A 26,408-nucleotide genomic window follows, 5' to 3' on the forward strand; every position below is an offset into this window, starting at 1 on the left:
GTCATAACTTACCGCCTGATCCGCATAACCTTGAACGTTATAATTACAGTGAGGTGTTTTTATGTTTGTTGAACCGATGTTACTCGCAACCGCGCCAGCGCCGTTCTCAGATTCCCGCTATATATTCGAACCTAAAATCGACGGCCATCGCTTGATCTTCTCGCAGAAGAACGGCGCCGTTCGCCTATACACACGCCATAACAACGACTGTACACGCCAATATCCCGAAATAGCCGGCGCTCTATTCCCGCATGACATCGTATTGGACGGCGAGATCGCTTGCGTTGACCCGGCGACGGGTATTTCCGACTTTGAATCGGTTATGACGCGGTTCCAGGCGAAGAAGGCGGATAAAGTCGCGGCATTAATCCGAACTCTGCCGTCCACATTCGTCATCTTTGACGTGCTGCAGTATAATGGTAAGGATCTCCGCAAGCTGCCGCTTATGCAGCGTAAAGAAATACTCGCGTCTATTCCGTTACCGTCTGTCAGTTTCGGAGTTGTTCCGTTTATTGAAGGTGCCGGAGAAGCGTTATTTGAGCAGATTGAGGCGCAAGCCATGGAGGGCGTAGTGGGTAAGCGGAAGGATAGCGCTTATGAAACGGGGCGCCGATCGGATAATTGGCGAAAAGTGATAAACTGGTCGTACGCAGACGTATTTATCACCGGCTACCGCAAAGAGGAGTTCGGTTGGCTGGCGGCCGTACCTGCGCTAGACAACGCTAAAATGCGCCCAGCCGGTATTATCGAGCTAGGCGCAAATCCTACGCATAAGAAGGCGTTTTATAACGTTGTAAAGCCGTTGATTACCGGGGAGGACCGTAATTTCGTCTACGTTGAGCCGCGGATTAGAGCGCGCGTGAAGATGCGGAACTGGACGAAATCGGGAATGCTGCGGAGTCCGGTGTTCGAGAGGTTTATTATTTAAGACTTCCCAAGAGGGAATACGCAACTAACCCCCGATTTCCAACTATCTAAAACAAAGTCATTTGAGTAACATTTTCTGCCGGATCTTCTTCTTTTATGCTAATAATACCAAAGTTCCTTATATACTCTTTTAGAAGGGGATCGACGAAGGTGTACACTCCTTTATCTACCCTCGAAATTGTCTCCCTATCTATAAGGTTGGAGATGTTCGTACTAAACTGATTTTGTTCGTAACCAATGTAACTAGAAATAAACTCTAACGGAACATAAGATCCCTCGTAGGCGGCCATAGCCTGGAGTATTAGTTGATATTTTCCATATCCTGCCCTTTTTAACAGTGATTCAAGTTTGTTGCGTCTAACGTCGGTGACTACTCTTTTCTTGGCGCTCTCGTAATCTTCAAGAGTAAGGTGATTATCCTCACTGACAGAGAGCATTTCGCTGCCCAATATGTGGACAGGCTCTGGGAAGCCCACTGATAGCTTATAAACTGATTCAGATAGCGCAGGTTCGTAAGTGAAACCACATTTTTCGAACCCTTTTTTTAAAATCGAGGTTGTTTCTTCCTTTGATAGTCTAGGAATAGGGATGTCTCTTAACGTTCTGAAGATTGAGGCGTGATCCTCTTCTAGTTTTTGAACCGCGCCGGTGATACCTGCACAAAAGAAAGCAACTTTTTTCAAACCTTCTCTATTAAGCTTCTCAGTACACAACTTAAAGAATGACCCAATACCTGAGTCAGGCTTTACTCTATCAAGCTCATCGACAAACAAGAGAATGCCTTGCTTCTTACCTTCCAAAACAGGTTTGTAGCTTTTCTTAATTAGATCACAAAAATCGTTAACTAGATCAGTTACAGATTTTTTAGATTCTTCTTTATAGGAGCTTACTTTGAAACCGTATATGTCCAGTTCAAGATTAAATTTCCCAAAAAACTTGTTCATATTTGTTTCAAGGTCTCTCAATAGACCAGAAACAATATTCTGCGGAGTTTGATCAACATTCGCATCATGCCAAGCGACAATAAAATCGAATTTATCATAACCTAGGTCAATGTTTAATCGGTCAGCCAGTCTATTATCTCCGGTGGCAAGCAACTTCGCCTGGAGTAATAGGGAACTTTTCCCCATGCCTCGATCACCTGTAATGATTGTGTGTTTTGGGTTATCGTTTGCGGTTTGAAATAGCGAATCGACGACTTCATCTACTTGATAATCACGACCAGAAAACCTTTCTGGGTCGTCAACTGGTCTGTTCGGAAAGAAAGGGTCAATAAACCTTCTTTTAACTGACATTACTAATACACCTCTTAACTCGCATATTTAAACGTACAACTCTCGCGAAGATAACGCTTGTTCCCGACCCTAACGCTATTCTCCGTTACTTCCTCTATCTTTCCGCTGCCGATGAGCTCGTCCGCAATAAACACTACGATGGGTGTCCGATCGAGCATCGCGGTATAAAAATGTATATCGGCAGTCAGCGGTTTCATAAATCGTCCCATGACCGAAATTTTACCATATTACGACATGGTTGTCCGCATGAAAGAAAAACTTACACTGACCCGCGATAAGCACCAAGTAAAAGCGGCAGTATTTGAAGTCGAGGTAACGAACCCTAAAGGAATATCGCTAATTGGTCATACAGCTAGAAAAGGCGGAGGTGATCGGCAATCGGTCGGAGTAGGAAATGATAAATAATCTATCGAAGTTTGTCATCATAATGTATAATGTTAATAGATTCCTTATATTGGGAGTGTGTAAATGGGCTCAGAAACCGAAGATCAATTACCAATGAACCTCGATAGTTGCAATGTTATACTTGACACCGCAAAAACTATTTATAACGAAGAGTACGACAGATTTAAACAGATAGAAACGAAAACCGGAGTTGCAATTGGTTTTGTTGGCGTTCTGTTTGGTTTCTTTCTTACGTACTTAAACTCTGTAAAAATAACCAGCAATGATGTCGGTTACTTAATTTACACATTTGGATTAAGATTTATTATTATCGTTCTTTTGACAATAAGTGCATTAAAGTTCATGAATGCTATTAAGGTCGGAGAATTTGTTCAAGTTAAGCTTGACAGAATAGTTGATAAAAACACTGCACGCATGCCTCCAGAGGAAGTAACACTGTCTGTCGCAGCTACTTATCAAGAGGTAATCCAATCAAATGAAAAGAAGATCGACAGGAAAACCGATAAATATAAAGATGGACTAAAATTTATGGTCTACGGTTTCTTGCTTTTCTTGGTATATTTCTGTTTAGAGGAGGTCATCAGATATGTCTAGTCCGAACGGTAGTAGTGGCAATTTTTCTAATAACAATTCTAACAAGCCACCAAGTTTTGGCACTAAGCCTGTTACGAGGGACAAGTTCTCAGAGGGAAGTAGTAATAATACCCGCTCACCGAAACCCCCTGGTAATTCTAAAAAATAATGAAAGAGAAGCGCAGGCAAGCGGAGTAAAATCCGGTAGAGCTGCGCTTTATTTATAACTAAAGACTTAAATTTTTTGCGGATCTCCCCACGATTACAGCCGAAATCAACGCATATAAGCGCGTCGCAGGCGAGGCCATTTTCGAAATAGGTCGACGGCTCAAGTCCGTACGCGACGCAAAGTCGGATAGCGCTGATCCAAACGATAGGAAACTCGCACGACAACGTGAAGAGGCTGGCGGCTGGATTCGGTGGCTTGAGGAACACGTTGAGTTTTCGAGAGGACACGCGGATCGATTTATAAAAGTATGCCAGCGACTCAGTCCGGATGTCTTGTCGACAAGACACACGATCGACGCGCTGTACCATATATCAACGTTGTCTCCCGAAGACCGCGACCGCGAACACGCGCTTAAATCTGGCGATGTAAAAACGCCAGACGAAATGACCGTTAAGGAGCTACGCGAGGTTAAGGCGGCACTAAAGGCGGAACGTGAGGCGCGTGAGAAGGCGGAGGCGGACTACGAGACGGTACGCGATACGCTGGAATCGATGCGACATGAGCACCCGCGTATAGAAGTCCGCACAGAATACGTCACCATCACGGACGAATCCGCAGAATCAACTGGACCAAAACGCCAGGCGAAAGCGGTCGTACTCGAAGGCGGACATTAAGACGCTAAAGGAATACCACGCAATGGTTAGAGGTTAGAGGCGGAGGAAAAATGCTTTACAGACTAGAAACAGCATATACAAAAATTCTGACCGAATTGAGTTATTTCCCACGCAGTTCTTCTAATACTTAGTGATGTTGCGTTTCCGCTCGGCTGCTCAGAGAACATTCTTCTCATTTCTAACACTAGAGGGTGGTTTTCAAGAGCATGATAGAAAAAGTTATTATTAAACGCCCTATTGTTATCAATAAAAATTAATCCTAACCTTACCAAATTGTCTACCGAAGCCGAATAATCCAAGTAATTTTGTTTATTAATATCCTGAAATGGAAAAAAATTGTGGATAATAGGAATATGTCCACCTTGCCCGTCAAAGGCATTTAACACAAGACTCCCACAACCAATATTATTCCGGTTTGAAAATAGAAAACTAAGTGTAGCTGCATCCAGTGGAGACATTTGTTTAATAATTTCAACATACGATGGGTGTGCACCGCTTTTTTTATTTTTGTTCATTGAAGCAGCAATTAACTTAGCGAACATAGACCTGATCTCAACATCCTCAATATAATATTTAGCAGCTTCGAGGGCAGGCGCCACAATGTTTAATCGAGGCTCAACAATGTCTTCAGATGGGATTTTATTTAATTCTTTTTCAATATCTTCTTTAAATAACTTTATTTCATATTCTTTTTTAATCTTAGCCTTCTGAAGTGGAGAAAAGGCTAGATAAAAAAGGCTACCTAGTCCTTCACCGACTTCCTTTGATGATGGTTCTAACACATTTTTCGCAATATCAGTAGGGACTTTTATACTTTTAACTAAATCCTCAAGAAAATTAGCCATGTTTCCCCCTCCAAATTTCCCAACAAGTAAATTAAGCGTCCCATCTATCGATAACAGATTTACCCGTATAATAAAATACAATGATAGGTTCCCAATCAAGCTCCCCGTATATAAGTGTACAGTAATGGTTGGAGATTCTTAGCTCGAGATATATCTATTATCTTTTGTCCTATTACCGAAATTTTACCATACTTCGCTATGGTTGTCCGCAAGTAAAAGACCGCCCAATTAGCGGCGCAAGTTTACCGAAAAGTCGCGTCACATCAACTGTTTACTGGGTTTACGCTGATTACTTAACAGGTATATTGTTCCATTCCAGTGTATTGTCGCAAACTAAAAGAGCCGTATACATACGGTTAATCCGGAATTATAGCGCAGAAAAAGCGGACATAACTCTATAAGAGTATCTTATAGAGTTATGTCCGCTTCACACCGGCTACTCCACTCCATTATCACTTTTTACTACGTTCCTTTAAGGAAAACGCGAGAAAACCCAGTAACGACGCGGCTTTTCAGACAAGTTTAGCACTTTTTTGTGATAACCGTTCCGACGCGATTGCTTTTTTATCGCGAAGAAATTTGGTAGATGACTCGAACCATTGCAGATAAGCCATGAAGCGATTCCAAGACGTATCTCACGTAGGCAATTAATAGATGACGCGCTATCTCTTAAACGGAATCAAACGTAATATCCCGCAATGGAGTAGCAACGACAACATGTCCGCTTTAACCGAGATCCCCGCGATATCAGCCGCTTTATGAGATGAAGGTACGTTTACCCTCCGATCCGATTAAAACGCCTCTTATACGGCTAGAATCGTCAATACCGAGCGAAATATGTACCGAAAATAAAAGACGCCCGACCAACGAAATTAAGTTCCGTTAATCGAGCGATAATTTACAGATTATGATCTTCCGGAATAGCGATATCCCCGAGTTTATCGTATATACTCGAGTCTATCCGGTACTTCCGCGCTAAAGTGTATGGTATGGTGAAATCGCCGAACATATTATCTAAGACGGAATCATAGTCGACATTCTCAGCTTGATCGCGACGCCAAGAAATATACACCCCGTCATTTTCACCGCCTCCAACGTTATCGATTTTCACGTCGAGCGACACTTCATATACATCCGGATTTTCAAATAAAATCTTGGAGTACGCAATTAATGACCCGCCGGCCTTTTTAACGAAATCTTTTTCGTCCCAATATGTACCCGGATTGATTGTTAATTCAATGTACTGCCCCTCTAAATCTTCACTAGACGTAAATCTTCTAAATGTTTCATCTTTGATCGGTATTGCCATCGCGGCCCCTACGTTGTTCTCTAGAGCTAACCTGACGTTTTCCTCTGTTACTTCCGCGCTATGCCATTCAAATACAGGTTCATCAGGTTTGTGGTCCGGTGGAGCTAGTGGCTTGGATTCGGGTTCTTTCAATACTGGTTCCGTCTTAGTTGGATTCTCAATCGGTTCGGCCGTTTGGTATGAAGGAGAAGAACAACCCGTTAATATTATTATTACACAGATAAAAATAGAGACGACTCTTTTCACTAGGCAACCTCACCCTTTTATCCAAATTGTACCATGTACAGTAGTGAATCGGATATGAAAAACTCGCTCAAACATATTTCCTTTTAAATCTCCCCGCCTTCCACTCCGCCAATGCCTCCGCATAGCAATCGTGAAATACCCCCACCGGAGAATAAACGCTAGGCTTCGGTAATCCCGTCCGTAGATCAACGGCCTTAGTGAAATACCGATCGGCAGCCAACGTAATAACCTCCGCCTCAAGTTGACCGCTAAATCTACGCGTCAGCATCGCGTAAGTGTCCTCGAAATAGTGGTCATATAGGCTTGCGGTATCGTTTAGCGGCAGCTTGCGCAATGCTTTAGCCAGCGCGTGTAAAATGGCGTCGTTGTCGCTCTTATCTATTTCTCTTTTAGAGTCAGTAATACTTAAATCATTAATAACTTGTGTCGGTTTCTCCGTCTTCGGTTTTTCCACGTCCGGAATATCCGTATGTGGTAAATCCGGATCTGGATCGTCAATAATCGGACGCTCATAAATAACCGTCTCCATTCCGGTTATTCGGTTCGCTTCATCGCGCGTCTGCCGGCGCTCTACATAGCCGCAGGTCTCGAGTTCTTTTATCGCGGAATATACGGCGTCACGTCCGTCCTTTGAGCGCTTGACTAGGTCCGCAATATACACGCGCCAGTTAGACGGTTTAGACAGGAGATACGCGAGCAGCCCCTTCGCCTTCCACGTTAGACGCTCGTCCGATAAGAAGAACGGGTCCAGTATCGTATAGCCGCTTTCGCGTTTCTGAACACGGACAATGCCGCCAGATGGCTTCGTCATGATTGCGGCCCTTTCTTGCGGATGAACTTGTTAATCGGCGTGTTCTGATCGTGGCTCAAACGTACGTCGCGCGTATCCATCTGCACATAGCGACGCATCGTACGCACGTCTTGCCATCCGCCCATTTTTTGCAACGTGAAGAGATCCGCACCATTCAAGACCATTGAACGCGCCCAGGTATGGCGGTATACGTGCGCTGTCATTTTCTTACCTTCTATGCCGGCTTTCTCTCCGTAATATTTCAGCCGCTTATTAAAGTGATTCGCAGTAACCGGATCGCCGTAACACGATAGAAATAATCGGTCAGTAGTGAAATGTGCGCGGTTCTCATCGATAAGTTGCAGTAGTAATTTCGTAACCTGTGCGGAGATTGGTACGAGACGTGGCTTCCGGTTCTTATTCCGATCGCCAGGTAACGTAATGAATCGCGTCTGAAAATCAATATCGGCCGCCCGAAGACTAAGCATCTCAGATATGCGGAGTCCAGAGTCGAGCATCAAACATATTGCGACGTAATCGCGGAAGCCTACGAAGTCACGACGATCCGGTTGCGCAAGAATAGCCGTCACCTCTTCGTCTGTTAGTCCGTTTGTAAGGTCGACGTCCTGGCGCAATAGCTTAACCGGGCCGGCTGGGTTTACCTCAATTAGTTCATCACGTTCTAATTGATTGAACAGCGCTTTTAACGTCCGCAGACGGATATTAATCGTAGTATCTTCCAGACCAATACGTTGCTTGTCCGAATTTATGTATTTATGTCCGTCGTATCGGCGCGCATCATGTTTCATGTAGAGTACAAAGTCACGTAAGATTGCGGCTGAAACGTCTTCGATATACTCTGCTTCCGGATGGTTAACGCGTAGCCATTTAACGAAGTATCCGTAATGCTTTTCGTAGTCCCTTATCGTACGTTTACGCAGGCCCTCCGCCCTCTTCGCGCTGATTGCCATGTCGAGGGCTTGTTCTAGAGTTAATTGCGGATAGCTCTTATCGGTATTGATTCGTTTCGTGCGCTTTTTTAAAGACATAAAAAACGACCTCCATAACGGTTTTTTACCGTCATAAAGGCCGTGATCCACAATCCCAAAACGCTAATTTTAGGGTTGTGTTTATTCCATATCGCGATTGAGGACTGCGTATTTACCGGTACAATCCGCAATCATGGCGCCTATGCTTCCGCAAGGCTTCCGTTCGTCACATCCGAAACCGTTAGCGCCGAAAACCCGCTGCTTAGCAAGGCTCTTCGTTCGGTTTGCCCGCATCCGTTGCCGTGCGGAAGGAAGATCCGCAGCCGCAAGTTACGGTCGCGTTCGGGTTGTGGATGGTGAACCCGCCCGTCATGCCGGATTCCTCGAAGTCGATTTCGAGACCGTTCAGGTATTTCAGATCGTCCTTCTCGACAACGACTTTCATATCCTGCAGGTCCATATATACGTCCGCTTCCGTTTCTTGATCATCGAAGCCCATTGCATATGAAAAACCACTGCATCCGCCGGCAGTGACACCCAGTCGAAGGAACATATTGGGCGTTTCCTGTTCAGCAAGCATTTCTTTCAAACGTTCTGCAGCTGTTTCGCTGATTGATATCATAGGTCACCCTCCTTTTCGTTCATTCTTTAAGTATACTCCTCTTCGCGAATTCGCTCAAGGTTGAGATGATGGCCATTTTACCATATGGTCAATAACCTATTTCAATTCCTCTATAAGTATTGCTACCCCGAGGGGTCAGGTTTATAATAGGGAAGGAACATGGGCGGCAACTGTTGGATAATTGTCACATCCCCCGGCTAAAATGCGGCAAAGGTTATGGCTGGTCCACAGTTGTATATTTTTTCACAAAGTCATTTATTTATTCAGCCCATTTATCGATTTCGTTGTTACACGACTATAAACGGACCGTTCCCCGCGGGGAGTGATCCACTTTATGATCACTTGATCTGCCGAGTATTCGGAAAGTCAAAGTGTGAACAGGAGGATTGAACATGTCCACGATTGTGACACCATTTACCGATCAGAGAATGGCCGAGATCGTTGCGAAAGTCCAACGCGGCGAACGCCTGAATCTTGAAGACGGTGTGTATTTGTATCAAACCGATGACCTGCTGACCCTCGGGCAGCTGGCTAATGAAGCCAATTTGCGCAAGAACGGGAAAAAGGTTTACTTCATCGAGAACATGAGTCTCTATTTTACCAATGTATGCGAATCCCGCTGCGCTTTTTGCAATTTCCGGAAAGACCAAGGCGAGGAAGGCTCCTATACCCTCTCCGGCGCGGAAATGATTGAGTATGTGGAACAGCATATTCACCCAGGCATCCGTGAATTTCATATCGTTGGCGGACATAATAACCATGTCCCGTTCCAGTACTATGTAGATTCGCTGAAGGCATTGAAGGAACGTTTCCCTGAAGTTACCCTGAAAGCCTATACCGCGGCGGAGATCGAATTCTTCACCCGCATCAGCGGACTCAGCACGAAGGAAGTGCTGCAGGAGCTGCAGAAGGCAGGTCTTCAATCCTTGACGGGCGGCGGAGCCGAAATCTTGTCTGACCAGTACCGTCAGAAGATGAAGGTGGATAAAGCCAACGTGGATCAATACCTCGACGTTCATCGTACCGCGCATAAGCTCGGCATGAAGACGCACACGACCATGCTGTACGGCTCGATCGAGAGCCATGAGGACCGGATCCGCCATATGCTGCAAATTCGGGATCTTCAAGATGAAACGAACGGATTCATGGTATTCATTCCGCTGTCCATGCAGCCGAAGAATAAGAATGCGGGCATCATGCGCCGCAATTCGGCTTACGAAGATTTGAAAACCATTGCCATCAGCCGATTGATGCTGGATAATATCGACCACATCAAGGCTTACTTCATTAATATCGGGCCTCAATTGACGCAGGTCGCTCTCAGCTTCGGCGCATCGGACGTCCATGGCACGATCCTGAAGGAACGCATCAGCCATGCCGCAGGAGCGCTAACGCCAGAAGGGCTGACCCGCAAAGAGCTTGTATGGCTCATCCAAGGCGCCGGCCGCATTCCGGTCGAACGCGATACCTTCTATAACGAGATCAAGGTTTACGAATAAGTCATACCAGCAAAGACGCAAGCAAAGCAGACGTTCCAAAAAACGGAAAACAGGTTAAAGAGATAATATAGCGTGGGTAACCTAAGCCGCTTTCAGCGGCGTTTTTCTTGCGAATCGGCGCTCACCTTCTTATCTCTTGAGAAAGGAAGAAATTTATGAAAAAGCTCGTCATTCTCGGCGGAGGCTATGGTGGTCTTGCCCTAATTCAAGAATTGTTCAGCGGCTATCTTCCTCCGGACGTGGAGGTCGTGCTCATCGACCGCATGCCGTACCAAGGACTCAAAACCGAATATTACGCGCTGGCAGCAGGCACCGTGGCCGATACCGCTGTTCGTGTTAAATTCCCGGTGTATGACCGCCTCCATGTTGTATACGGTGAAGTCCTATCCATTGATCTTGAGAAGAAGCTTGTGAACCTGACGAACAACGATCCAGTGGAATACGATCAGCTGGCCATTGCCCTGGGATGTACGGACCGTTATCATGGGGTACCGGGCGCTGAAGAATTCACGTTCAGCCTGCAATCTTTTGCGGCATCCCGGGAGACCTATTTGAACCTGAACAACCTCAGACCTTATGGTCAAGTTCATATCATTGGCGGAGGCTTAAGCGGCATCGAGCTCGCTGCCGATCTTCGGGAAAGCCGGCCTGACCTGAATATCGCCATTTTGGACCGGGGACAACGGGTGCTTTCTTCTTTTCCTAACCGTTTGTCTGCTTATATTCATCGCTGGTTTGAGGAGCACCACGTGGACATCCACAGCGGCGTATCCGTATCCCGAGTGGAGAAGGACGCCGTGTACAATCTGGATGTGCCGATCGCAACCGATCTGGCGGTATGGACCGCCGGCATTCAACCCGTAAAGGTCGTACAGGATCTGGATCTGCCAAAAGACCGCAGCGGACGCATTCTGCTAAACGAGTGGTATCAGGTTCCGTCCCATCCCGAGGTATATGTGATCGGCGACTGCGCCAGCCTCCCCTTCGTCCCGAGCGCGCAAGCGGCAGGGGCTCAGGCCGAGCAAGTGGGACATGTCATGAAAGCTTTATGGCGCGACGATACGCCTAAGGTATCTCCGCTGAAGCTGAAGGGAACGCTGGGTTCCCTCGGCAAACATGCGGGCTTTGGACTCATGGGCAGCACGTCGGTCATGGGCCGGGTACCAAGGATATTAAAGAGCGGCGTGCTCTGGAAATCCAAGCGTCATTACTAGTCGGATGGTTACGGGCGCTTATGATTCTACTGGGGAGGGACGCCGAGGAGCGAAAGCAGAACGTTAGCTTTCCTCTTCACCGTCCCGAAAGCTTTCGAGCTTGCGGATGACAACCTCAAGCAGCTCTTCAGCCGTAGGGGCTTCAACCCAATCGCCATCCACGTAAGCGAAGGGCATCAAATAGCACTGGCCGCAGCTGGTCAGGCAGCCATATTCGATGACCTGGCAATCGTACTTGCCTTCAAGCGTCTGCAGCACTTTATCCGTGCCGAAATAGGAATTGCTTGTGCAAAACTCAATGATAATGGACATTGTTATTAGACCTGCCTTAAGATTGGCATTTTATTTTGCCGGTTTATGTACTATAATATAGGGAGGAAAGGAGTTGAACAAGATGAGTGAAAACACGCAAACCACTGTATATGATGAAGTGGCTGAAGTGCTTGATAAACTTCGTCCGTTCCTGCAGCGCGACGGCGGTGACGTGGAACTGGTTGACGTTGAAGACGGCATCGTTAAGCTGAAATTGATGGGTGCATGCGGTAGCTGCCCAAGCTCCACCATTACTCTGAAAGCAGGGATCGAGCGCGCCCTGGTTGAAGAAGTAGAAGGCATCCAAGAAGTAGTTCAAGTATTCTAAATCTTCTTTAACTATAAAGAGTCTTGGTTTCCCTCGCGGGACCAAGACTCTTTTTTTTGAGAGAAGGTATAAGTTTTCACCGAAGCGTTAGCAATTCTTGAATCGCATTATATGTTATGGGTCCCCGCAAAGTATTTGGAATAAGTTTCGAAGCACAGACTCCACTTTGTGGGGTTGTTTTATTCCGGCTTGATTAACGGGCGAATCGGGTCCAGCCCGCCGGATATATCCATAATATTGCCGGTTATGAAATCCGATTTATCCAGGCATAAATATTCGATCACCCTGGCGACGTCCTCACCGCTGCCCGATCGTCCGCGAGGAGTCAACCCGTCCTGAATGCCGGATACTTCATCGATGGTTTTCTCTTTGTTCGCACCGCGGATATCCCCCGGACAGATCATATTCACGGTGATCCCATACGGCCCCTCTTCCACGGCCAGCGTCTTCGTAAAGGAGACCAGGCCCACCTTCGCAGCCGCGTAGGCGGAGCGTTGAGGCCATGCGCGGGCTTCACCGGCATGCCCGAAACCAAAGTGGATGATGCGTCCCCATTTTTTCTCCCGCATGGCAGGCAGAACGCGATGGTCCAGCAGCATGACGCCGGTTAAATTGCCATTTACCATATGTACGATTTCGTCGCGGCTGTACTCCGAGAACAGACGGCGTTCCCGGATGAACGGTCCAGCATTGTTAACCAGGATATCGACGCTGCCCAGCCGCTCCTCCGTCTGATCCACCAATGAATACAGCTCAGGCTCGCTGGCGATATCGGCTTTAATTGCGATGGATTTCACGCCAAACCCCTCGATTTCACGGGAAAGCGCCTCCGCTTCATCCTTGCTGTTCACATAATTTATGGCTATATGACATCCCTGCCGGGCTAACGACATTGCCGTCATTTTTCCCAAACCTGTCGCACTGCCTGTAATCAGCGCCACTTTTCCCTTCAAGGCTTTCCCTCCTCAGATGGATATCCTTCCTTCAGTATAAAAGATTTGATAAGGCCGAACAACTTGCTTCCGACCAGGAATGGCCATTCGACAGAAAAAGAAAGAAAAAAGGGCCTATCCGCAAAGACCGATGGGTCTCTTGGATAATGCCCTTTCTTCACATATACGATGAATTCATATACTACATATCGAGCTTTACTGCTCGAATTAGAATGCCGGGATGACGGCACCTTTATACTCTTCTTCAATAAAAGTTTTCACGTCCTCGGAAGTCAGCGCCTTCGCCAGTTTTTGGATGGCGTCGGAGTCCTTGTTGTCCGGACGGGCTACCAGCAGGTTGGCATAAGGATTGTCCTTGTCTTCGATGAAGAGCGCATCCTTCGTTGGGTCCAGTCCCGCTTCCAGCGCGTAGTTCGTGTTGATGACAGCCAGATCCAGCTCATCCAGCATACGCGGCAGCATGGCGGCTTCAACTTCCTTGAACTCCAGGTTCTTCGGATTTTCCACGATATCCTTGGCGGTTGCTTCCAGCTTGCTTTCGTCGTTCAGCTTAATCACGCCGTTCTTGGACAGCAGCGTCAATGCACGGCCAGCATTAGAAGGATCATTTGGAATGGCTACAACCGCTCCATCCTTCAGGTCATCCACAGATGTAATGGTTTTGGAGTACGCACCCAGCGGCTCCACGTGCACGGCGATCACGGACTCCAGGTTCAGCTTGCGCTCTTTGATTTCGTTATCCAGGTAAGGCTTGTGCTGGAAGAAATTCGCGTCGATTTCTTTGGAATCCACTTGCGTATTCGGCAGCACATAATCCGTGAATTCTACGATTTCCAGGTTTACGCCCTCTTTTTCAAGCGCAGGTTTGATATGCTCGAGAATCTTGGCATGCGGTGATGGCGAAGCCCCTACTTTCAAGGTTACGGTCTCTTGACCGCCGCCTCCCGTTGTTCCCCCTGGCTCGGATGCGTTATCCGCAGGCTTGCTGCCGCATGCAGCCAGCACCGTAACCAAGGTCAAGCTGATCAATGCCAATGTCCATTTTTTCATTCTAAAACTCTCCCTCCGAAAAATATATTATCTATATATTGTCTTTCTTGAAGCCTCATCAATCCGTTATTTTCTTGTAAAATGCCGCACCAGACGATCTCCTGCCATCTGCAGCAGCTGGACCAGGACAATCATCAGCACGACAGCCAGAATCATGATCTCGGTCTCATAACGGTAATAGCCATACTTGATGGCCAAATCCCCTAAACCGCCGCCCCCGACTTGACCGGACATCGCGGTGTAAGATACCAGGGTTACAATCGTGATGGTCATCCCGGCAAGCAGGCCCGGACGCGCCTCCGGAAGGAGCACCCTCCATACGATTTGGCTTGTCGAAGAGCCCATGGCATGAGCCGCCTCAATCACGCCTTTATCCACTTCATTCAAAGCCGTTTCCACGAGCCTTGCAAAGAATGGAGCAGCGCCGATCACCAGCGGCGGAATGGTGCCCAGCACGCCGTACGAAACGCCTACGATCGACTTCGTAATCGGGATCATCGCCACGATCAGGATGATGAACGGAACCGAGCGCAGAATGTTTACAATGAACGACAGAATCGTGTAGCCGAAGCGTACCAACCCGGACGTGGACCTTGCGGCCATGTAGAGCAGCACGCCGACAGGCAGTCCGATGATGAAGCTGAACAAGGCCGAAGCTCCCAGCATCCGCAGGGTATCCAATGTTGCCGTCCATATCTCTTTCCAGTCGATCTGGGTAAAATCAAGTCCGAACATCAATGAATCACCTCCACGTCTAGTCCTTGTTCAAGCAGCTTCCGGATCGTATCTTCAATCGAGCGCTCTTCCCCTTCGAAACGGACGATGAGCTGGCCGTAAGGCGTATCTTTGATCGTAGAGATCGTACCCTGCAGAATCGCAAAATTCACGCCCGTCTCATGAACGGTATGCGACAGGATCGATTCGTACGTTTTCGATCCCAGGAACGTGATTTGAACCGCTCTTGAGGGGCCGTTTACCTGACCCTGCATAGCCAGCCGCAGCGCTTCGCCGCTGTCCATCTCCTGGCGGATGAATTCCTGCGTCACTTCATGCTTCGGCTTCAGGAACACTTGCGTTACCGGTCCTTGCTCTACGATGCCGCCCTGATGAATAACGGCGACCCGGTCGCATATGCTCTGAATGACATGCATCTCATGGGTAATCAGCACGATCGTCAGATGAAACTTTTTGTTAATGTCCAGCAGCAGGCGCAGAATCGAATCCGTCGTTTGCGGGTCAAGGGCCGAAGTGGCCTCGTCGCACAGCAGCACTTCCGGATCGCTCGCGAGCGCTCTGGCGATGCCCACCCGCTGCTTCTGGCCCCCTGACAGCTGGGACGGGTATTTGTCGCGATGCGCCTCCAAGCCGACCAAAGCCAGCAGCTCGGATACTTTACGCTCCAGTTCGACCTTCGGCGTCTTGATCAGACGCAGCGGAAACGCAATGTTATCGTACACCGTCGCGGAAGACAGCAGGTTAAAGTGCTGAAAAATCATACCGATTTTACGGCGCTCCGCCTGAAGCTGCTTCTTGCCGAGCGACGTCAAATTTTTGCCGTTCACCCACACCTCGCCCGAGGTGGGACGCTCCAGTAAATTGATGCAGCGGATCAATGTACTTTTCCCTGCACCGGAGTGTCCGATCACTCCGAAAATTTCTCCTTTTTCAATCGACAAATCCAATTCGGACAACGCAGTTGTTAATGACCCGGCTTTTCCGTACTGCTTCGTCAATTGCTTGAGCTCAATCAATCCGATAATCCTCCTTTTTCCTTAGCTTCATATCTATTTACCCAAAAGAAAAGAGCCTCTTTTTGTAGAATCAAAAAGGGCCCTCTTTACGTAAAAGTCAACGCCTTTTCTCATCTGTCAAAGCTGAAGGTATCCCATAGCTTTGAAGGAATTAGCACCATGTCACTTCAAGCGTCATCGCATTAAGCAATGGTACGCAAGAAGTCGGTTGCCGGGCTTCATCGGGCCTGTCCCTCCGCCTCTCTCGATAAGAAAACATCGATATGAAATTTTTCCGATTAAATTGATCTGATTTGATAACATGTAATGAATGCAATAGTTAGTATAGATTCTTTTCAGGCTTTTGTCAAAAGGAATTTCATGGCGATTTTGTGCCTAAGCCCGCACACCATTTTCAGTCCACAGCTTGTTCGTATATTTATACGAGGCGGCCAGGCTGCGGCATACCATATCGATGCCCTGTTGGAGATCGTCCAGGTGCTTGTCGATATCCTCCAGCTCGATTTTGTCGGACAGTCCTTGATGGCGCTGCCACAAATCATCCTGCATCTCGGAGTTCATGTAGTGAATTTCAGCATTGCGCCTTTTGCGGAGCGCGTTCAGCGGTGCTTTGTAGCGATCCTTGATCGCTTCCAGCTCTTCAGCCAGCTCACCGTGGGCCTTAAGATATTTGAACTGCCGCAGGACCGTAAAATAAGAAAAATGCGCCTTTACCTTGGAGGTATGCAGATCAAACAAATCGTTCAGCACCGTGCCCAGCTTGTCAAGGATCGAGAATACGCGGATGAAGCCGTTTTTGTAAAAATACACATATCGTTGATATTCCCCTTGCTCCTGAATCGACATATCATCGATGTAACCCGATTTGACCGATTGACTGAAATGCTTGGCCGCATTCCAGCTCTGCTCCAGCTCATCCAGGGAGACGATCAGTCCCCGGGTCCAAATCTCCAGCTTGCGAAAATCATGCGTCGGATCTTGATTTTTATCCATTTCCTTCTGCAGCAGCCGGGTTGTCTTAACCATCGATTCGATGGCTTCCTCAAGCAGGCCGTTGTTCTGCCGGGGCTGTTCCCCAAGTAACATTCGAAGCATGGCGGTACCCCCTCGCGTCATCAGATTAATCTTGGTTCTTGATCTCGATAGTGCCAATGCCAATATAGTCATTCCAGCGCTCAGCGGCCGTCTTCACGGCGATATCCTCGCGCGGGGGCAACTCATCCGGATCGCCATCAGGCCCTTCGGCATCCCCTTGACTGTCATCATCTGCTGCGCCAATCTGGGCTCGTCCTGTTAGGATGCCCCCGAAACGGGAAGACAACTCCATAGCATGGAGCGACTTGTGATTCTCCGGTGTTATTAAATATAAACAAATTCGTTGCCTTATCAAACCTTTTCGATACGGCTGCCGGCAGCACCTTTCTATACAACAAAGCCCTCGAACTCCGGTCCGGGGACTTTGCATGCAAGAATGCCATAGAATATTAAATATCTTTGCGGATTAATTGGCGTTCTTCCTTATACGATCTTTTCGCGGGGCACGTCGTGGCCCTTCCGTATTTCAGCTTCGAGCGGCTTGCTGAGCTGCCATACCCGGACGCTTAAATAACACAGTACGCCGAACAGCGCCGAGATCAGCAGCGTATGACCCAGTGCGGAGAATACGTAAACTTCCTCGTTATGCATCGTAGCCATAATGAGGGCGCCGCTGAACACCTGCAGCAGGCACAGCACGGTTGCCGAAATGCCCAGCATCTGGATCTCCCGGTTATCGCGATTGCGCCAATATGCAAAATGCCCCATCACCGCCACCACGATCAGCAGCAGAAGCGCGGCCACGCGGTGCATAAAGGCGATGCCGACCCCTCCGCTCAGCTCCGGTATCACTTCTCCGTTACACAACGGCCAGCCGGAGCAGCCTTCCCGGGAATCCGTATGGCTGACGAATGCACCGATATACACCACGATGTAGCTGTACAAAGTCGTGCCCCAGACCAAATTGCGGAAGCCCTTGCCCACCCGCGGCAAACGCTCCAGGTCAGCGGGCCCCTTCGCTTGTTCGATTCGGCGCATGCCCAAAGCCAGCATGACCGAGCTGGCAAAAGCAATCAGCGAGAAGCCAAAATGCAGCGCCATGATCGCCGCCGATTGAGGTTTAACCACCGCGAGGGCACCCATGATTGCTTGTACCACGACGAATATCGAGGTTCCGATGACGTAAGCCATCAAATCCCGGCGGTCCCGCTTGTACTTCCAGAACGCAATCAGCGAGGCCAAGGCGGCCAAGCCGGCCATTCCGCTTACGGCCCGGTGGGAATATTCGATCATCGAGGACACCGTGTAAGCGGGAACAAATTTACCGTTGCACAGCGGCCACTCTTGGCCGCAGCCAAGCCCCGACCCCGTCTTTGTCACAACCATGCCCCCGAAAGTCGCGCAGAACATAATTAAGCATGTTATGTAACTCAGCCACTTTAATTGTTTATCGTTCACTTATCTCACCTGCTGCTCATAATCATTCACTATTCAAAACCTATACAGGATCGCATCATATACAGTCCACATTTCATTATACCTGATTCTGCAGCCCCGGTCACTTGAGCGATTGTGACAAAATGTTCAAAAATGAACAAAACCTTCATGCTCAAGGTACTTGACTTCGCAATTCCCCTCATAATATCCAATGTAAAAACAACACCGCCGCCCGTTATAGCTCAAAGGCGGCGGTGCTATCGTCACTGCTCACTTGTGAATCGTACCGTATACGTCTACGGCACGCTGCAGGAAATCTTCAATCTCCTCGCGCGATTTGCGGAGTTTGTTAACGTAGCGAACCAGCTCGCGACCGTCAGAGTATGCAACAAAGCTAGGGATGCCCAGAATATTTTGCTGCTGACTCACGTCACCGACAGCATCGACGTCAACTTCCACCAGAGTCAATTGGTTGGAGAACTTCGTCTCAACCTCCGGCATGAATGGATCGATAAACTTGCAATCGCCGCACCAGTCCGCTTTAAATACGGCAACTGTCAGTCGTGGAGACTGGATTGCAACCTGAAATTCTGCTTCTGAAGTGATTTTTTCCATTGATTATCTCCCCCTTTACGTCGAATTCCTTCCCCCCTAGTGAATCAAATTGTTGAGTGGAAGTCAAATTTTAGAGCATACTGACTGTATGAGGTTCACGGTCTGGAATTATCATCAGAAAGTGCAGGTGACAACCGGCATGCACTCGCACGGAGCCAAGGACAAACCAAATCGGGGCAGGAATTACGGGGCATGGACAGCCGCCATTTCGCAAGCCCTGGCGGAATCGTGGTCGGGTATGATGGCAGCTTGGCGAAATTCCTTAAAGCTTCGGACAAACAGGCATGAATTGCAGTGGGATCCTACAGCCGTTAGGGCCATTCGCAGGCAGCTCAAGAGCATTCTCTCCTCCCATCCCTATCTGCCGCAGGACATTTCTTCGTTCCTCCCTCTGCAAGAAGGTCACAGCGAAATTCGCGGCCATGAACCGAACCTGCAGCCAACGCATGAGGAGCAGGAGCTGATCCATCGCATTCAGGAGGCAACTACCGGCGCCAACCGAAGCAACGTGACTCGAACCGAGGCCTATTTGGACTGTTACGAGTCGCATCCAGAGCTGCATTGGGCCCTGCTTGCCCATATGGTATCACGCAATGCCGGATGGAATATGAGCGATCTGAAGGGCGGGCTGATGTCGGATCTTATGGCTCCCCCATTCCAAAACCATCTGTACAGTTTCTTGGAGCGCTGCAATGCGCTGATTTTTCAGGATGCCTATCCGCAGCTGCTTCTCTATATGCACAGTCGAAAAATAGGAAAGCCCTTATTCCATTTGCTCCCCCGCTTCCATGTTTCATCGTTCATGACACCGTTCTGGGAACGGTTCTGGCACGACCAAGGCAGTTCGCTGCTTACGGTCGCCCTCATCATTAATGAACAGAACTATATTGAGGGGCGCGTGGCAAGACATCCTTTTTACCGTCAGCATATTCTTCAGAATCCTCTCTTCCGGATGCATGAGCTAACCCGGTTGAATCAAATTGTGTTCCCGCTGGGTCAAAGCCATCAGACAAGCACAGACTCTGCCGATTATCCCGTTTCCCCTACCCGGCCGCTGGCCGGACTCACCATCCCCAAGTTTGACGACCTGTCCATCCGGATCAAGGCAGGCCGCTCGCTGTACGCTTTACTGTTCGGTTATGAGGATATTTACCATGCCGTGCTGACATTCGCTCGTTCCACCAAGCATCAGGGCTCGCGTGCTGAATATTGGCCGGCGTTATTCACGCCGACGCGGGATCAAGCCATGAATCACGGCCACGAGGGGCTTGAGCTTGTCCAATCGGAATGGCTGCCGGACGGCCGTCGTCTGTATAGCCCCCGTCTCGAGGAGATCTGGCAGGATGAACCCCCGGAACCGATTCCCCGGTACGACTGGTATCAGGGCCACACGATGTTTAAGTTTATTCGCAAGCCGAAACCGCCGATGCTGCCGGATATCACCCACGCCCATCGGGCCGCCCTGGAGAAAACCTCCATCGCCCATGACGTATCCGATCCGTCCCACCGGCAATAAAAGAAGACCATTCCGATAATGCCGGAATGGTCTCTTCTCTAACGGATGCATGGATGGATGTGCTGTTCTTGCATCATAGGTTTAACCCCGCTCCCGCATTCGCGCAGGCTGCAGCCTCATCAGCGGACGGAACACCTTCTGTAAAAGACGCGGGTAACTGCTAAGCTCCGATTGCCGGAGTACGCCAAACACCACCAGCAGTACAAGATATATAATGACTACGGCTATGCCTACAACCAGACAGGTCAGCAGGAATGCCAAACGAGCCGGCATGATATCGACCATCTGAATACCGGCCAGATTCAGGCCGTAACCGATCCCTCCTGCGGTAGCAACCGTCAGTATGAAGCCCATCCAGCGTTTGCCCAGGATCGAGAAGGATACAATCGCCTTGATTGATCTGACGTTCAGCATCGTAATGACAAGGAAACAGAGAGCCGTGCTCCCGATGATGCCATAAATGCCAAACAACGGAGCAAGCAGGAAGCTGGCAACAAGCTTGACCGCTATCCCGATCATCACGTGAACCATCGAGAGCTTGGCCTTGCCGATTCCAAGAAGAATGGAGTTCGTTGTCATCATCGTGATCTGAAAAATCGTACCGAATGTCAGGAACCCGATGATCCCGCTTCCACCGAGGGAACTAAACAGCAATCCGTTGATGGAATAGGATGCAACGCAGAGCGCAATCACCATCGGCATACCCGTCAATATGGCAACGCGCATGGCCAGCGACACTTGCTGTTCCAAATGCTCCTGATCTTTCCTCGCAAAAGCGGCAGAGATGATCGGAATGAGCGAGGTGCTGAGGGCAATGGCTAGAATCGGCGGAATGCCCGCTACGCTTTGCGCTCGGTTTCCTAATACCGCGAGGGCTGCAGTAGCCTCTCCCAGACCAACCTGCCCGATCAACAGCGGCTTCACAATGGAGCTGTCAATGAAGTTGACCGCCGGAACCGCCAGGGAAGACAGCACAATCGGTATAGACAGCGTGAATATATCCCGGTATATCCCGCCAAGCGGAATCGAGCGGTCCGCCGCCGGCATTTTGAGCTCACGATCGCTTCGGCGAAGCTTCAACGTAAAATACAGCATGACCGCAAATGCCCCGATACTGCCGAGGACGCCCCCGAAGGAGGCACCTGCCGCGATCCAGGTATCGTCATATCCCAAACGCAGCAGCACATAGGCCAAGCCGATCGCTGTCAGAACCCTTGCAATCTGCTCGATAATTTGCGATATGCCGCCAGCCGTCATATTATTGCGCCCTTGGAAGTATCCCCGCATCATGGCGATGGCCGGAAACAGCAGCAGCGCCGGAGCGAGTGCTTGAATGGCAGCAGCCGCCTCCGGCTGCTTGGCTATATGAGTGGCATAAAAAGGAGCTCCGAAGTAAAGGAGCAGCGTCATGACAACGCCCGCTGCCCCGGCAAAAATAAGCGCAGCATGATAGACGCGCCGAGCCTCCGCAGGCTTGTTCAAAGCATGGCGCTCCGATACCATTTTACTGAGCGTGCTGGGAATGCCGGCCGTTGCTACCGTTAACAGCATTAGATATACGTTATTGGCAATCGTAAACGAGGCATCCCCGATATCATTCAGCATATGCTCCAGCGGCACCCGCTGAGCAAGGCCCAGCACCCGGGCTACCAGTGCAGCAGCGGCCAAGATGATGGTGCCTTTAATAAATGACTCTTTCTTAGACAAAACCGTACCCTTCTTTCTCCTCCAAAGCGCCTCTTACAGCGATTGCTATGCTCTATTAGAAAATCCAGATGAAGAAAATGATGATCATCGCAAGCTGCAATATAATCTTCACCACAATGCTGCTAAACAATCCAACAACCGATCCGAAGCCAACCTTCATGGATTTGCTTGCTCCCGAGCCTGCCAGCATTTCTCCCAGAAATGCCCCCAGGAACGGTCCGATAATCAAGCCGAAGGCCGGTATCACGAACGGTCCGATAATAAGTCCGATCGTGCTGCCCCAGATCGAGGCTTTGGAACCGCCTAGCTTCTTGACTCCCCAGGCATTAACCGCATAATCGGCAATGAAGAGCACCACCAGAATGATGGTCTGGATAATCCAGAACCATGCATTGTAATGCTCGAATGTAAAGAACCAGCCATAAACGAACAACGCCAGGTAAATGGCGACAACCCCCGGCAGAATAGGGTATATCGCCCCGGCCATCCCAATGATAAACAGAGCGATGACGATAATCCAGCCCAATACGTCCATCAACATCTCACCCTTCGATCAAAATATGATCCCTGATGACTTCGACGATGCCGTCCTCATTGTTGCTGGAAACCACAAGATCCGCCTCATCCTTCACGGTCTGCTGGGCATTGCCCATGGCCACGCCGAGGCCGGCCTGCTGGATGACGGCCAGGTCGTTCAGGCTGTCTCCTACAGCTACAACCTCGGACATGCTGATACCGAGCAGCTCGCACACCTGCCCGATCCCGGTCGCTTTGTTGACGCCCTGCGGATTGATTTCCAGGTTATCCGGCGAAGAGTTCGTGATCTCTAGTCCGCCCATATCCTGCAGTCGCATCATGATATTGTGGCGTACCTCATGATCATTCGTGTTATATCCGAATTTCAGCCACTCCTGATTCGCGACATCGTCGGTCCAGTTCTCAGTGTTATACAATCTATCTACTGAATACGCCCAGAACCACGATCCGGTTTCATTCGCGAGTGCATGCATTTGTTCCACGAGCTTGCTGTCGAGCAGCGCGCGGCGATGCAATTCATACGGCGCACGCCATACTTCGCCGCCGTTCACCGTTACCATCGGTGTCGTCAGTTCAAGCTGCTTGGCATACGGATAAGCATCCTGAAACGGCCGGCCCGTCGAGAGGCAGACGTGAACGCCGTGCCGCACCGCCTCCTTGATCCACTTCACCGTTTCCTCGGATACTTCATGGTCGTCCTGAAGCAGCGTACCGTCCATATCCAGTGCCAACAACCGATATTTATGTTTCATGGTATTAACCCCCTTACGAATCAAAGCAAACATAACGACATTTTACCACAAAAGGCCGGGCGTCAAAACATTCCCCTGAATGAGCAGTCCCTCGATGCATGCCAAACCAGGTAAAACCCGGCCTGACGCAAGATTTCCTCGAGGGTGCTCAAACAAACGACAAGACCCTTGAAATAAATAAGCAATGTAAAAGAAAGAATACTCGTTACGGTATGCTAGGATAAATACGAAGACAAACCCGAAAGGAGTTATGCACCCCAATGACCAAGCTCAATGAGAATCCCGTCGTCACGGCAGAGATGTTGATTCGAAGACCCGTTTCAGAAGTTTTCGAGGCTTTCATCGACCCTGATATCACAACCAAGTTCTGGTTTACCAAAAGCAGCGGCAGACTTGAGAAGGGCCGGCATATCCGCTGGGATTGGGAAATGTATGGCGTGTTTGATGACTTGTATGTGCACGATATCGAGGAGAACCGCCGCATCGCCATCGAATCTTCCGATCAGACCAGGACCGAGTGGATATTCACCACGCGGGGCGAACATGAGACCTTCGTTACCATTACCCATTCCGGATTTACAGGAAGTGATGATGAGATATTGCATGGGGCCATTGATTCCATGGGAGGATACACCATGGTGCTCTGCGGCCTCAAAGCGCTGCTGGAGTTTGGCGTTGTTCTGAATCTCGTGGCGGACAAGGCCCCGGACGCCCATGTATGACAAAAAAACGGCAGCCAACCCTGCAGGGGTATTGGCTGCCGTTTTGCTGTTGTCGATTATTCGTTCGCACTGCCGTCCTCATTCTCACCCTCGGTTTTTTTAGGGTGAGGCGTACCGTCCAGTCCGTAAATCTCGTCATACGCGTCGAAAATTTTACGGGCAACCGGCGCGGCACTCTGGGAACCGAAGCCTGCTTCCGGAATGACTACGGCAACGGCCAGTTTCGGGTTTTGTCGCGGTGCAAAAGCGATGAACACCCCGTTTTCCACCCGGATCCGAGTGCCGTTTTTATAAATATCCTGCTCGGATGTTCCTGTTTTCCGCGCAAAATCATATTTGAAATCCTCGAAAGCCCGAAGTCCCTGCGTATTCATCCCTGAAATGACTTCATTCCAGTACTGCTGCGGAAATTCCTCTTTATTCAATACTTCCCGCTTGAATTCCTTGATCACATTGCCGTCCTGATCCACAATCTTGCTCGCAAGCTGCGGACGAATGCGTTCTCCCCGATTGGCAAGCGTGCTGGCATACTGTGCCAATTGGAGCGTCGTATATTTGCCCGACTGTCCGAAGGAGGCGTATGCCATGGCAGCCAGATAACTTCCCGCCTGCTCGATGTTGGTATATTCGATGATGCCTTTATGCTCTTTCGGCAGACCGGATTCGGTGGATACCCCAAGCCCGAATTTCTTCATGTATCTGTCCCATACTTCAACGGATTCGGAGCCGTACTTGTTGTACAGCTTTTCCCCGATCCAATCGACCATAAAGGCATTGGAGGAGTGCTCGATCGCTTTTCTTGCGTTCAGGGACCCGTAGGCTTTGCCGCCGGAGTTCCGAACCCTCGTATTATCCTTACCGAAGAATGCCGCGCCGCCGTCATAATAGTAATCGTTCGGCCCGAACAAGTTTTCGTTAAGCCCGATCAGCACCGACAAAGGTTTCATCGTGGAGCCAAGCAGCACGACCGATTCCAGATTGTTGCCGGAGCGCCCGGAACTGTACGGAGAGATCGTACCGTTGCCGTAATACTTCATGACGGATTCCCAATCGTCGGTTCCGTTCTCCCATACATTGGGGTCATAGTCCGGCATGCTGGCCATGGCGACGATGTTGCCGGTATCCACTTCCATCGCTACCGCATAACCCGTTAGCGCATTCGGATGCGTTTTGCCGGAAACCGGATTGGCGTGCAGCCATTTCAGCTGATCGATGATCGCCTGCTGCGTAGCTTTTTGGATATCCTTATGAATCGTCGTATGGATGTTGTAACCCTTCTCCGGGGCAATCATGGTCGGTACCCCGTCCGCCATGTTCTGCGGATTAATCGGAATGCCGATATATCCGTTCTTGCCGCGCAGCTCATCCTGGAACATCATTTCGAGTCCGTCTACGCCGACCTTCTCCTGCTCCGTGTAGATGAGTCCCGGATCCTTTTGCTTCTTGTTCTGCTCATCAATCTCTTTATATTTATCCAGTGTCTTGATGCCGCGGAACTCTTTCAAATAACCAATCGTTTGAACGGCGATTTTGTCCGGGTTGTATTGACGCTGGCTCTCTTCCACGACCTCGACTCCGGGATACTCGTTCTTATGCTCCATAAAGTAAGCCACTTCTTTAGTCGAGAGATCCGCTTTGATGCGTCTCGGCTCATAACCAGGCTGCTTGTTAAATTCCAGGTCCATCGCTTTGATTACATCATCCACCGTTAATTTCTCTGCTTTCGGATCACCGTATTGATCGAAGACCCTGACCATTTCCTCGGCCAGCTTTTCGATTTCCGGACGGTTCTTCTTCCCTCGTTCGGATGAACTGTAATCCTTTAACAGCGTTAAATACAGGGCTTGGGAGGGTGTCGAGTAGGCAATCGGCGTTCCGGAAGCATCGATGATGCTGCCCCGAATCGGCTGAAGCGGGAAATTTTTAACCTGCCCGCCGGTTTCGAGCTCTTTCAGCTCAGGTCCTTCCACGAACTGCAGTATGGCAAGACGTATAATAATGACACAGAATATAATAAACGTGCTGAAAAAAAATAGATTAACCCGCAAGTTAAACTGACTGCCGGCATCTCGTTCTTCTTGTTTGCGCTTGTCCGGCCTAAACCCTTTCACGTAAGCTTCTCCCCTTTATCCACAA

At 49.2% G+C, this 26,408-nt stretch carries 28 protein-coding genes and 1 riboswitch; of the genes, 8 read left to right on the forward strand and 20 right to left on the reverse strand.

Features of this window, described 5'->3' with window-relative positions; genetic code table 11:
- Nucleotides 1-61: 61 nt before the first annotated feature.
- The gene (locus HMPREF9412_RS17010) at nt 62-928 is read left to right on the forward strand and encodes an ATP-dependent DNA ligase (protein ID WP_009592859.1); all 867 of its coding nucleotides are present in this window, start codon (nt 62-64) and stop codon (nt 926-928) included.
- Nucleotides 929-974: 46 nt separating this feature from the next.
- Here the strand turns inward: HMPREF9412_RS17010 and HMPREF9412_RS17015 are convergent, their stop codons facing one another.
- Complete coding sequence (locus HMPREF9412_RS17015; protein ID WP_009592885.1) at nt 975-2,222, reverse strand: ATP-binding protein; 1,248 nt, start codon at nt 2,220-2,222, stop codon at nt 975-977.
- Nucleotides 2,223-2,236: 14 nt separating this feature from the next.
- Complete coding sequence (locus HMPREF9412_RS17020; protein WP_009592899.1) at nt 2,237-2,419, reverse strand: hypothetical protein; 183 nt, start codon at nt 2,417-2,419, stop codon at nt 2,237-2,239.
- A gap of 271 nt (nt 2,420-2,690) precedes the next feature.
- Between HMPREF9412_RS17020 and HMPREF9412_RS17025 the strand changes: the two genes are divergently transcribed.
- Nucleotides 2,691-3,221: a hypothetical protein gene (locus HMPREF9412_RS17025; RefSeq protein WP_009592894.1), complete on the forward strand. Its 531-nt coding sequence runs from the start codon at nt 2,691-2,693 to the stop codon at nt 3,219-3,221.
- 480 nt (nt 3,222-3,701) lie between these two features.
- Nucleotides 3,702-4,043 carry a hypothetical protein gene (locus tag HMPREF9412_RS33355; RefSeq protein ID WP_009592916.1) on the forward strand — a complete coding sequence of 114 codons (342 nt, stop codon included), beginning with the start codon at nt 3,702-3,704 and terminating at the stop codon, nt 4,041-4,043.
- A 62-nt stretch (nt 4,044-4,105) separates the two neighbouring features.
- On the opposite strand, the gene HMPREF9412_RS31750 is transcribed toward HMPREF9412_RS33355, so the two are convergent.
- The 5 genes from HMPREF9412_RS31750 to HMPREF9412_RS17055 all read right to left on the reverse strand — a co-directional run bounded on the left by HMPREF9412_RS31750 (nt 4,106) and on the right by HMPREF9412_RS17055 (nt 8,844).
- The gene (locus tag HMPREF9412_RS31750; protein ID WP_009592882.1) at nt 4,106-4,888 is read right to left on the reverse strand and encodes a DUF4393 domain-containing protein; all 783 of its coding nucleotides are present in this window, start codon (nt 4,886-4,888) and stop codon (nt 4,106-4,108) included.
- Nucleotides 4,889-5,786: 898 nt separating this feature from the next.
- Nucleotides 5,787-6,443 carry a hypothetical protein gene (locus HMPREF9412_RS17040; protein WP_139083994.1) on the reverse strand — a complete coding sequence of 219 codons (657 nt, stop codon included), beginning with the start codon at nt 6,441-6,443 and terminating at the stop codon, nt 5,787-5,789.
- 67 nt (nt 6,444-6,510) lie between these two features.
- On the reverse strand, nt 6,511-7,254 hold the full coding sequence (locus tag HMPREF9412_RS17045) for a helix-turn-helix domain-containing protein (RefSeq protein WP_009592897.1): 744 nt from the start codon (nt 7,252-7,254) through the stop codon (nt 6,511-6,513).
- Nucleotides 7,251-8,282, reverse strand: a complete 1,032-nt coding sequence (locus HMPREF9412_RS17050; RefSeq protein WP_009592878.1) for a tyrosine-type recombinase/integrase — start codon at nt 8,280-8,282, stop codon at nt 7,251-7,253. Before HMPREF9412_RS17050 ends, HMPREF9412_RS17045 begins: the two co-directional genes overlap by 4 nt.
- 202 nt (nt 8,283-8,484) lie before the next feature.
- A complete protein-coding gene (locus HMPREF9412_RS17055; RefSeq protein ID WP_009592872.1) occupies nt 8,485-8,844 on the reverse strand; it encodes a HesB/IscA family protein in 360 nt (119 codons plus the stop codon).
- Between the two features lie 392 nt (nt 8,845-9,236).
- Here HMPREF9412_RS17055 and mqnE point away from each other — a divergent pair, with 392 nt between their 5' ends.
- Complete coding sequence (gene mqnE / locus HMPREF9412_RS17060; RefSeq protein ID WP_009592862.1) at nt 9,237-10,343, forward strand: aminofutalosine synthase MqnE; 1,107 nt, start codon at nt 9,237-9,239, stop codon at nt 10,341-10,343.
- Nucleotides 10,344-10,498: 155 nt separating this feature from the next.
- On the forward strand, nt 10,499-11,557 hold the full coding sequence (locus HMPREF9412_RS17065; protein WP_009592908.1) for an NAD(P)/FAD-dependent oxidoreductase: 1,059 nt from the start codon (nt 10,499-10,501) through the stop codon (nt 11,555-11,557).
- A gap of 63 nt (nt 11,558-11,620) precedes the next feature.
- On the opposite strand, the gene HMPREF9412_RS17070 is transcribed toward HMPREF9412_RS17065, so the two are convergent.
- Nucleotides 11,621-11,869, reverse strand: coding sequence for a YuzB family protein (locus HMPREF9412_RS17070; RefSeq protein WP_009592888.1), 249 nt, complete (start codon nt 11,867-11,869; stop codon nt 11,621-11,623).
- 82 nt (nt 11,870-11,951) lie between these two features.
- On the opposite strand from HMPREF9412_RS17070, the gene HMPREF9412_RS17075 reads away from it, so the two are divergent.
- Nucleotides 11,952-12,197 carry a NifU family protein gene (locus HMPREF9412_RS17075; protein WP_006212609.1) on the forward strand — a complete coding sequence of 82 codons (246 nt, stop codon included), beginning with the start codon at nt 11,952-11,954 and terminating at the stop codon, nt 12,195-12,197.
- Between the two features lie 179 nt (nt 12,198-12,376).
- Here the strand turns inward: HMPREF9412_RS17075 and HMPREF9412_RS17080 are convergent, their stop codons facing one another.
- From HMPREF9412_RS17080 to HMPREF9412_RS17115, 8 genes are all read right to left on the reverse strand, one after another.
- The gene (locus tag HMPREF9412_RS17080) at nt 12,377-13,150 is read right to left on the reverse strand and encodes an SDR family oxidoreductase (protein ID WP_009592869.1); all 774 of its coding nucleotides are present in this window, start codon (nt 13,148-13,150) and stop codon (nt 12,377-12,379) included.
- Nucleotides 13,151-13,357: 207 nt separating this feature from the next.
- A complete protein-coding gene (locus tag HMPREF9412_RS17085; protein ID WP_009592889.1) occupies nt 13,358-14,200 on the reverse strand; it encodes a MetQ/NlpA family ABC transporter substrate-binding protein in 843 nt (280 codons plus the stop codon).
- A 66-nt stretch (nt 14,201-14,266) separates the two neighbouring features.
- The gene (locus HMPREF9412_RS17090; RefSeq protein ID WP_009592866.1) at nt 14,267-14,935 is read right to left on the reverse strand and encodes a methionine ABC transporter permease; all 669 of its coding nucleotides are present in this window, start codon (nt 14,933-14,935) and stop codon (nt 14,267-14,269) included.
- Nucleotides 14,935-15,951: a methionine ABC transporter ATP-binding protein gene (locus HMPREF9412_RS17095; protein ID WP_009592848.1), complete on the reverse strand. Its 1,017-nt coding sequence runs from the start codon at nt 15,949-15,951 to the stop codon at nt 14,935-14,937. The genes HMPREF9412_RS17090 and HMPREF9412_RS17095 overlap by 1 nt, the downstream gene beginning before the upstream one ends.
- Nucleotides 15,952-16,058: 107 nt before the next feature.
- A riboswitch (SAM riboswitch) is annotated at nt 16,059-16,205 on the reverse strand.
- 121 nt (nt 16,206-16,326) lie between these two features.
- Nucleotides 16,327-17,046 carry a Cthe_2314 family HEPN domain-containing protein gene (locus tag HMPREF9412_RS17100; protein ID WP_009592887.1) on the reverse strand — a complete coding sequence of 240 codons (720 nt, stop codon included), beginning with the start codon at nt 17,044-17,046 and terminating at the stop codon, nt 16,327-16,329.
- A 25-nt stretch (nt 17,047-17,071) separates the two neighbouring features.
- Nucleotides 17,072-17,278, reverse strand: a complete 207-nt coding sequence (locus HMPREF9412_RS17105; protein WP_009592868.1) for a hypothetical protein — start codon at nt 17,276-17,278, stop codon at nt 17,072-17,074.
- Nucleotides 17,279-17,469: 191 nt separating this feature from the next.
- On the reverse strand, nt 17,470-18,444 hold the full coding sequence (locus tag HMPREF9412_RS17110) for a COX15/CtaA family protein (RefSeq protein ID WP_009592910.1): 975 nt from the start codon (nt 18,442-18,444) through the stop codon (nt 17,470-17,472).
- A 249-nt stretch (nt 18,445-18,693) separates the two neighbouring features.
- Nucleotides 18,694-19,038, reverse strand: a complete 345-nt coding sequence (locus tag HMPREF9412_RS17115; protein ID WP_009592843.1) for a thioredoxin family protein — start codon at nt 19,036-19,038, stop codon at nt 18,694-18,696.
- A gap of 88 nt (nt 19,039-19,126) precedes the next feature.
- Here HMPREF9412_RS17115 and HMPREF9412_RS17120 point away from each other — a divergent pair, with 88 nt between their 5' ends.
- Complete coding sequence (locus HMPREF9412_RS17120; protein WP_009592900.1) at nt 19,127-20,554, forward strand: DUF2515 family protein; 1,428 nt, start codon at nt 19,127-19,129, stop codon at nt 20,552-20,554.
- An 81-nt stretch (nt 20,555-20,635) separates the two neighbouring features.
- On the opposite strand, the gene HMPREF9412_RS17125 is transcribed toward HMPREF9412_RS17120, so the two are convergent.
- Genes HMPREF9412_RS17125 through HMPREF9412_RS17135 form a run of 3 tightly spaced genes read right to left on the reverse strand, consistent with a single transcriptional unit; the run spans nt 20,636 to nt 23,550 of the window.
- Nucleotides 20,636-22,261: a putative polysaccharide biosynthesis protein gene (locus HMPREF9412_RS17125; protein ID WP_009592842.1), complete on the reverse strand. Its 1,626-nt coding sequence runs from the start codon at nt 22,259-22,261 to the stop codon at nt 20,636-20,638.
- A 55-nt stretch (nt 22,262-22,316) separates the two neighbouring features.
- Nucleotides 22,317-22,796, reverse strand: coding sequence for a DUF456 domain-containing protein (locus HMPREF9412_RS17130; protein ID WP_009592909.1), 480 nt, complete (start codon nt 22,794-22,796; stop codon nt 22,317-22,319).
- Nucleotides 22,797-22,803: 7 nt separating this feature from the next.
- Nucleotides 22,804-23,550 carry a Cof-type HAD-IIB family hydrolase gene (locus HMPREF9412_RS17135; protein WP_009592912.1) on the reverse strand — a complete coding sequence of 249 codons (747 nt, stop codon included), beginning with the start codon at nt 23,548-23,550 and terminating at the stop codon, nt 22,804-22,806.
- Nucleotides 23,551-23,810: 260 nt separating this feature from the next.
- On the opposite strand from HMPREF9412_RS17135, the gene HMPREF9412_RS17140 reads away from it, so the two are divergent.
- Entirely contained in the window at nt 23,811-24,272 is a 462-nt protein-coding gene (locus HMPREF9412_RS17140; protein ID WP_009592856.1) for an SRPBCC family protein, read from the forward strand.
- 56 nt (nt 24,273-24,328) lie between these two features.
- Here HMPREF9412_RS17140 and HMPREF9412_RS17145 read toward each other — a convergent pair whose 3' ends face one another.
- Nucleotides 24,329-26,383 carry a peptidoglycan D,D-transpeptidase FtsI family protein gene (locus HMPREF9412_RS17145; protein ID WP_009592855.1) on the reverse strand — a complete coding sequence of 685 codons (2,055 nt, stop codon included), beginning with the start codon at nt 26,381-26,383 and terminating at the stop codon, nt 24,329-24,331.
- Nucleotides 26,384-26,408 lie beyond the last annotated feature (25 nt).

The sequence above is a fragment of the Paenibacillus sp. HGF5 genome (assembly GCF_000204455.1).
Taxonomy (GTDB): Bacteria; Bacillota; Bacilli; order Paenibacillales; family Paenibacillaceae; genus Paenibacillus_AQ; species Paenibacillus_AQ lautus_A.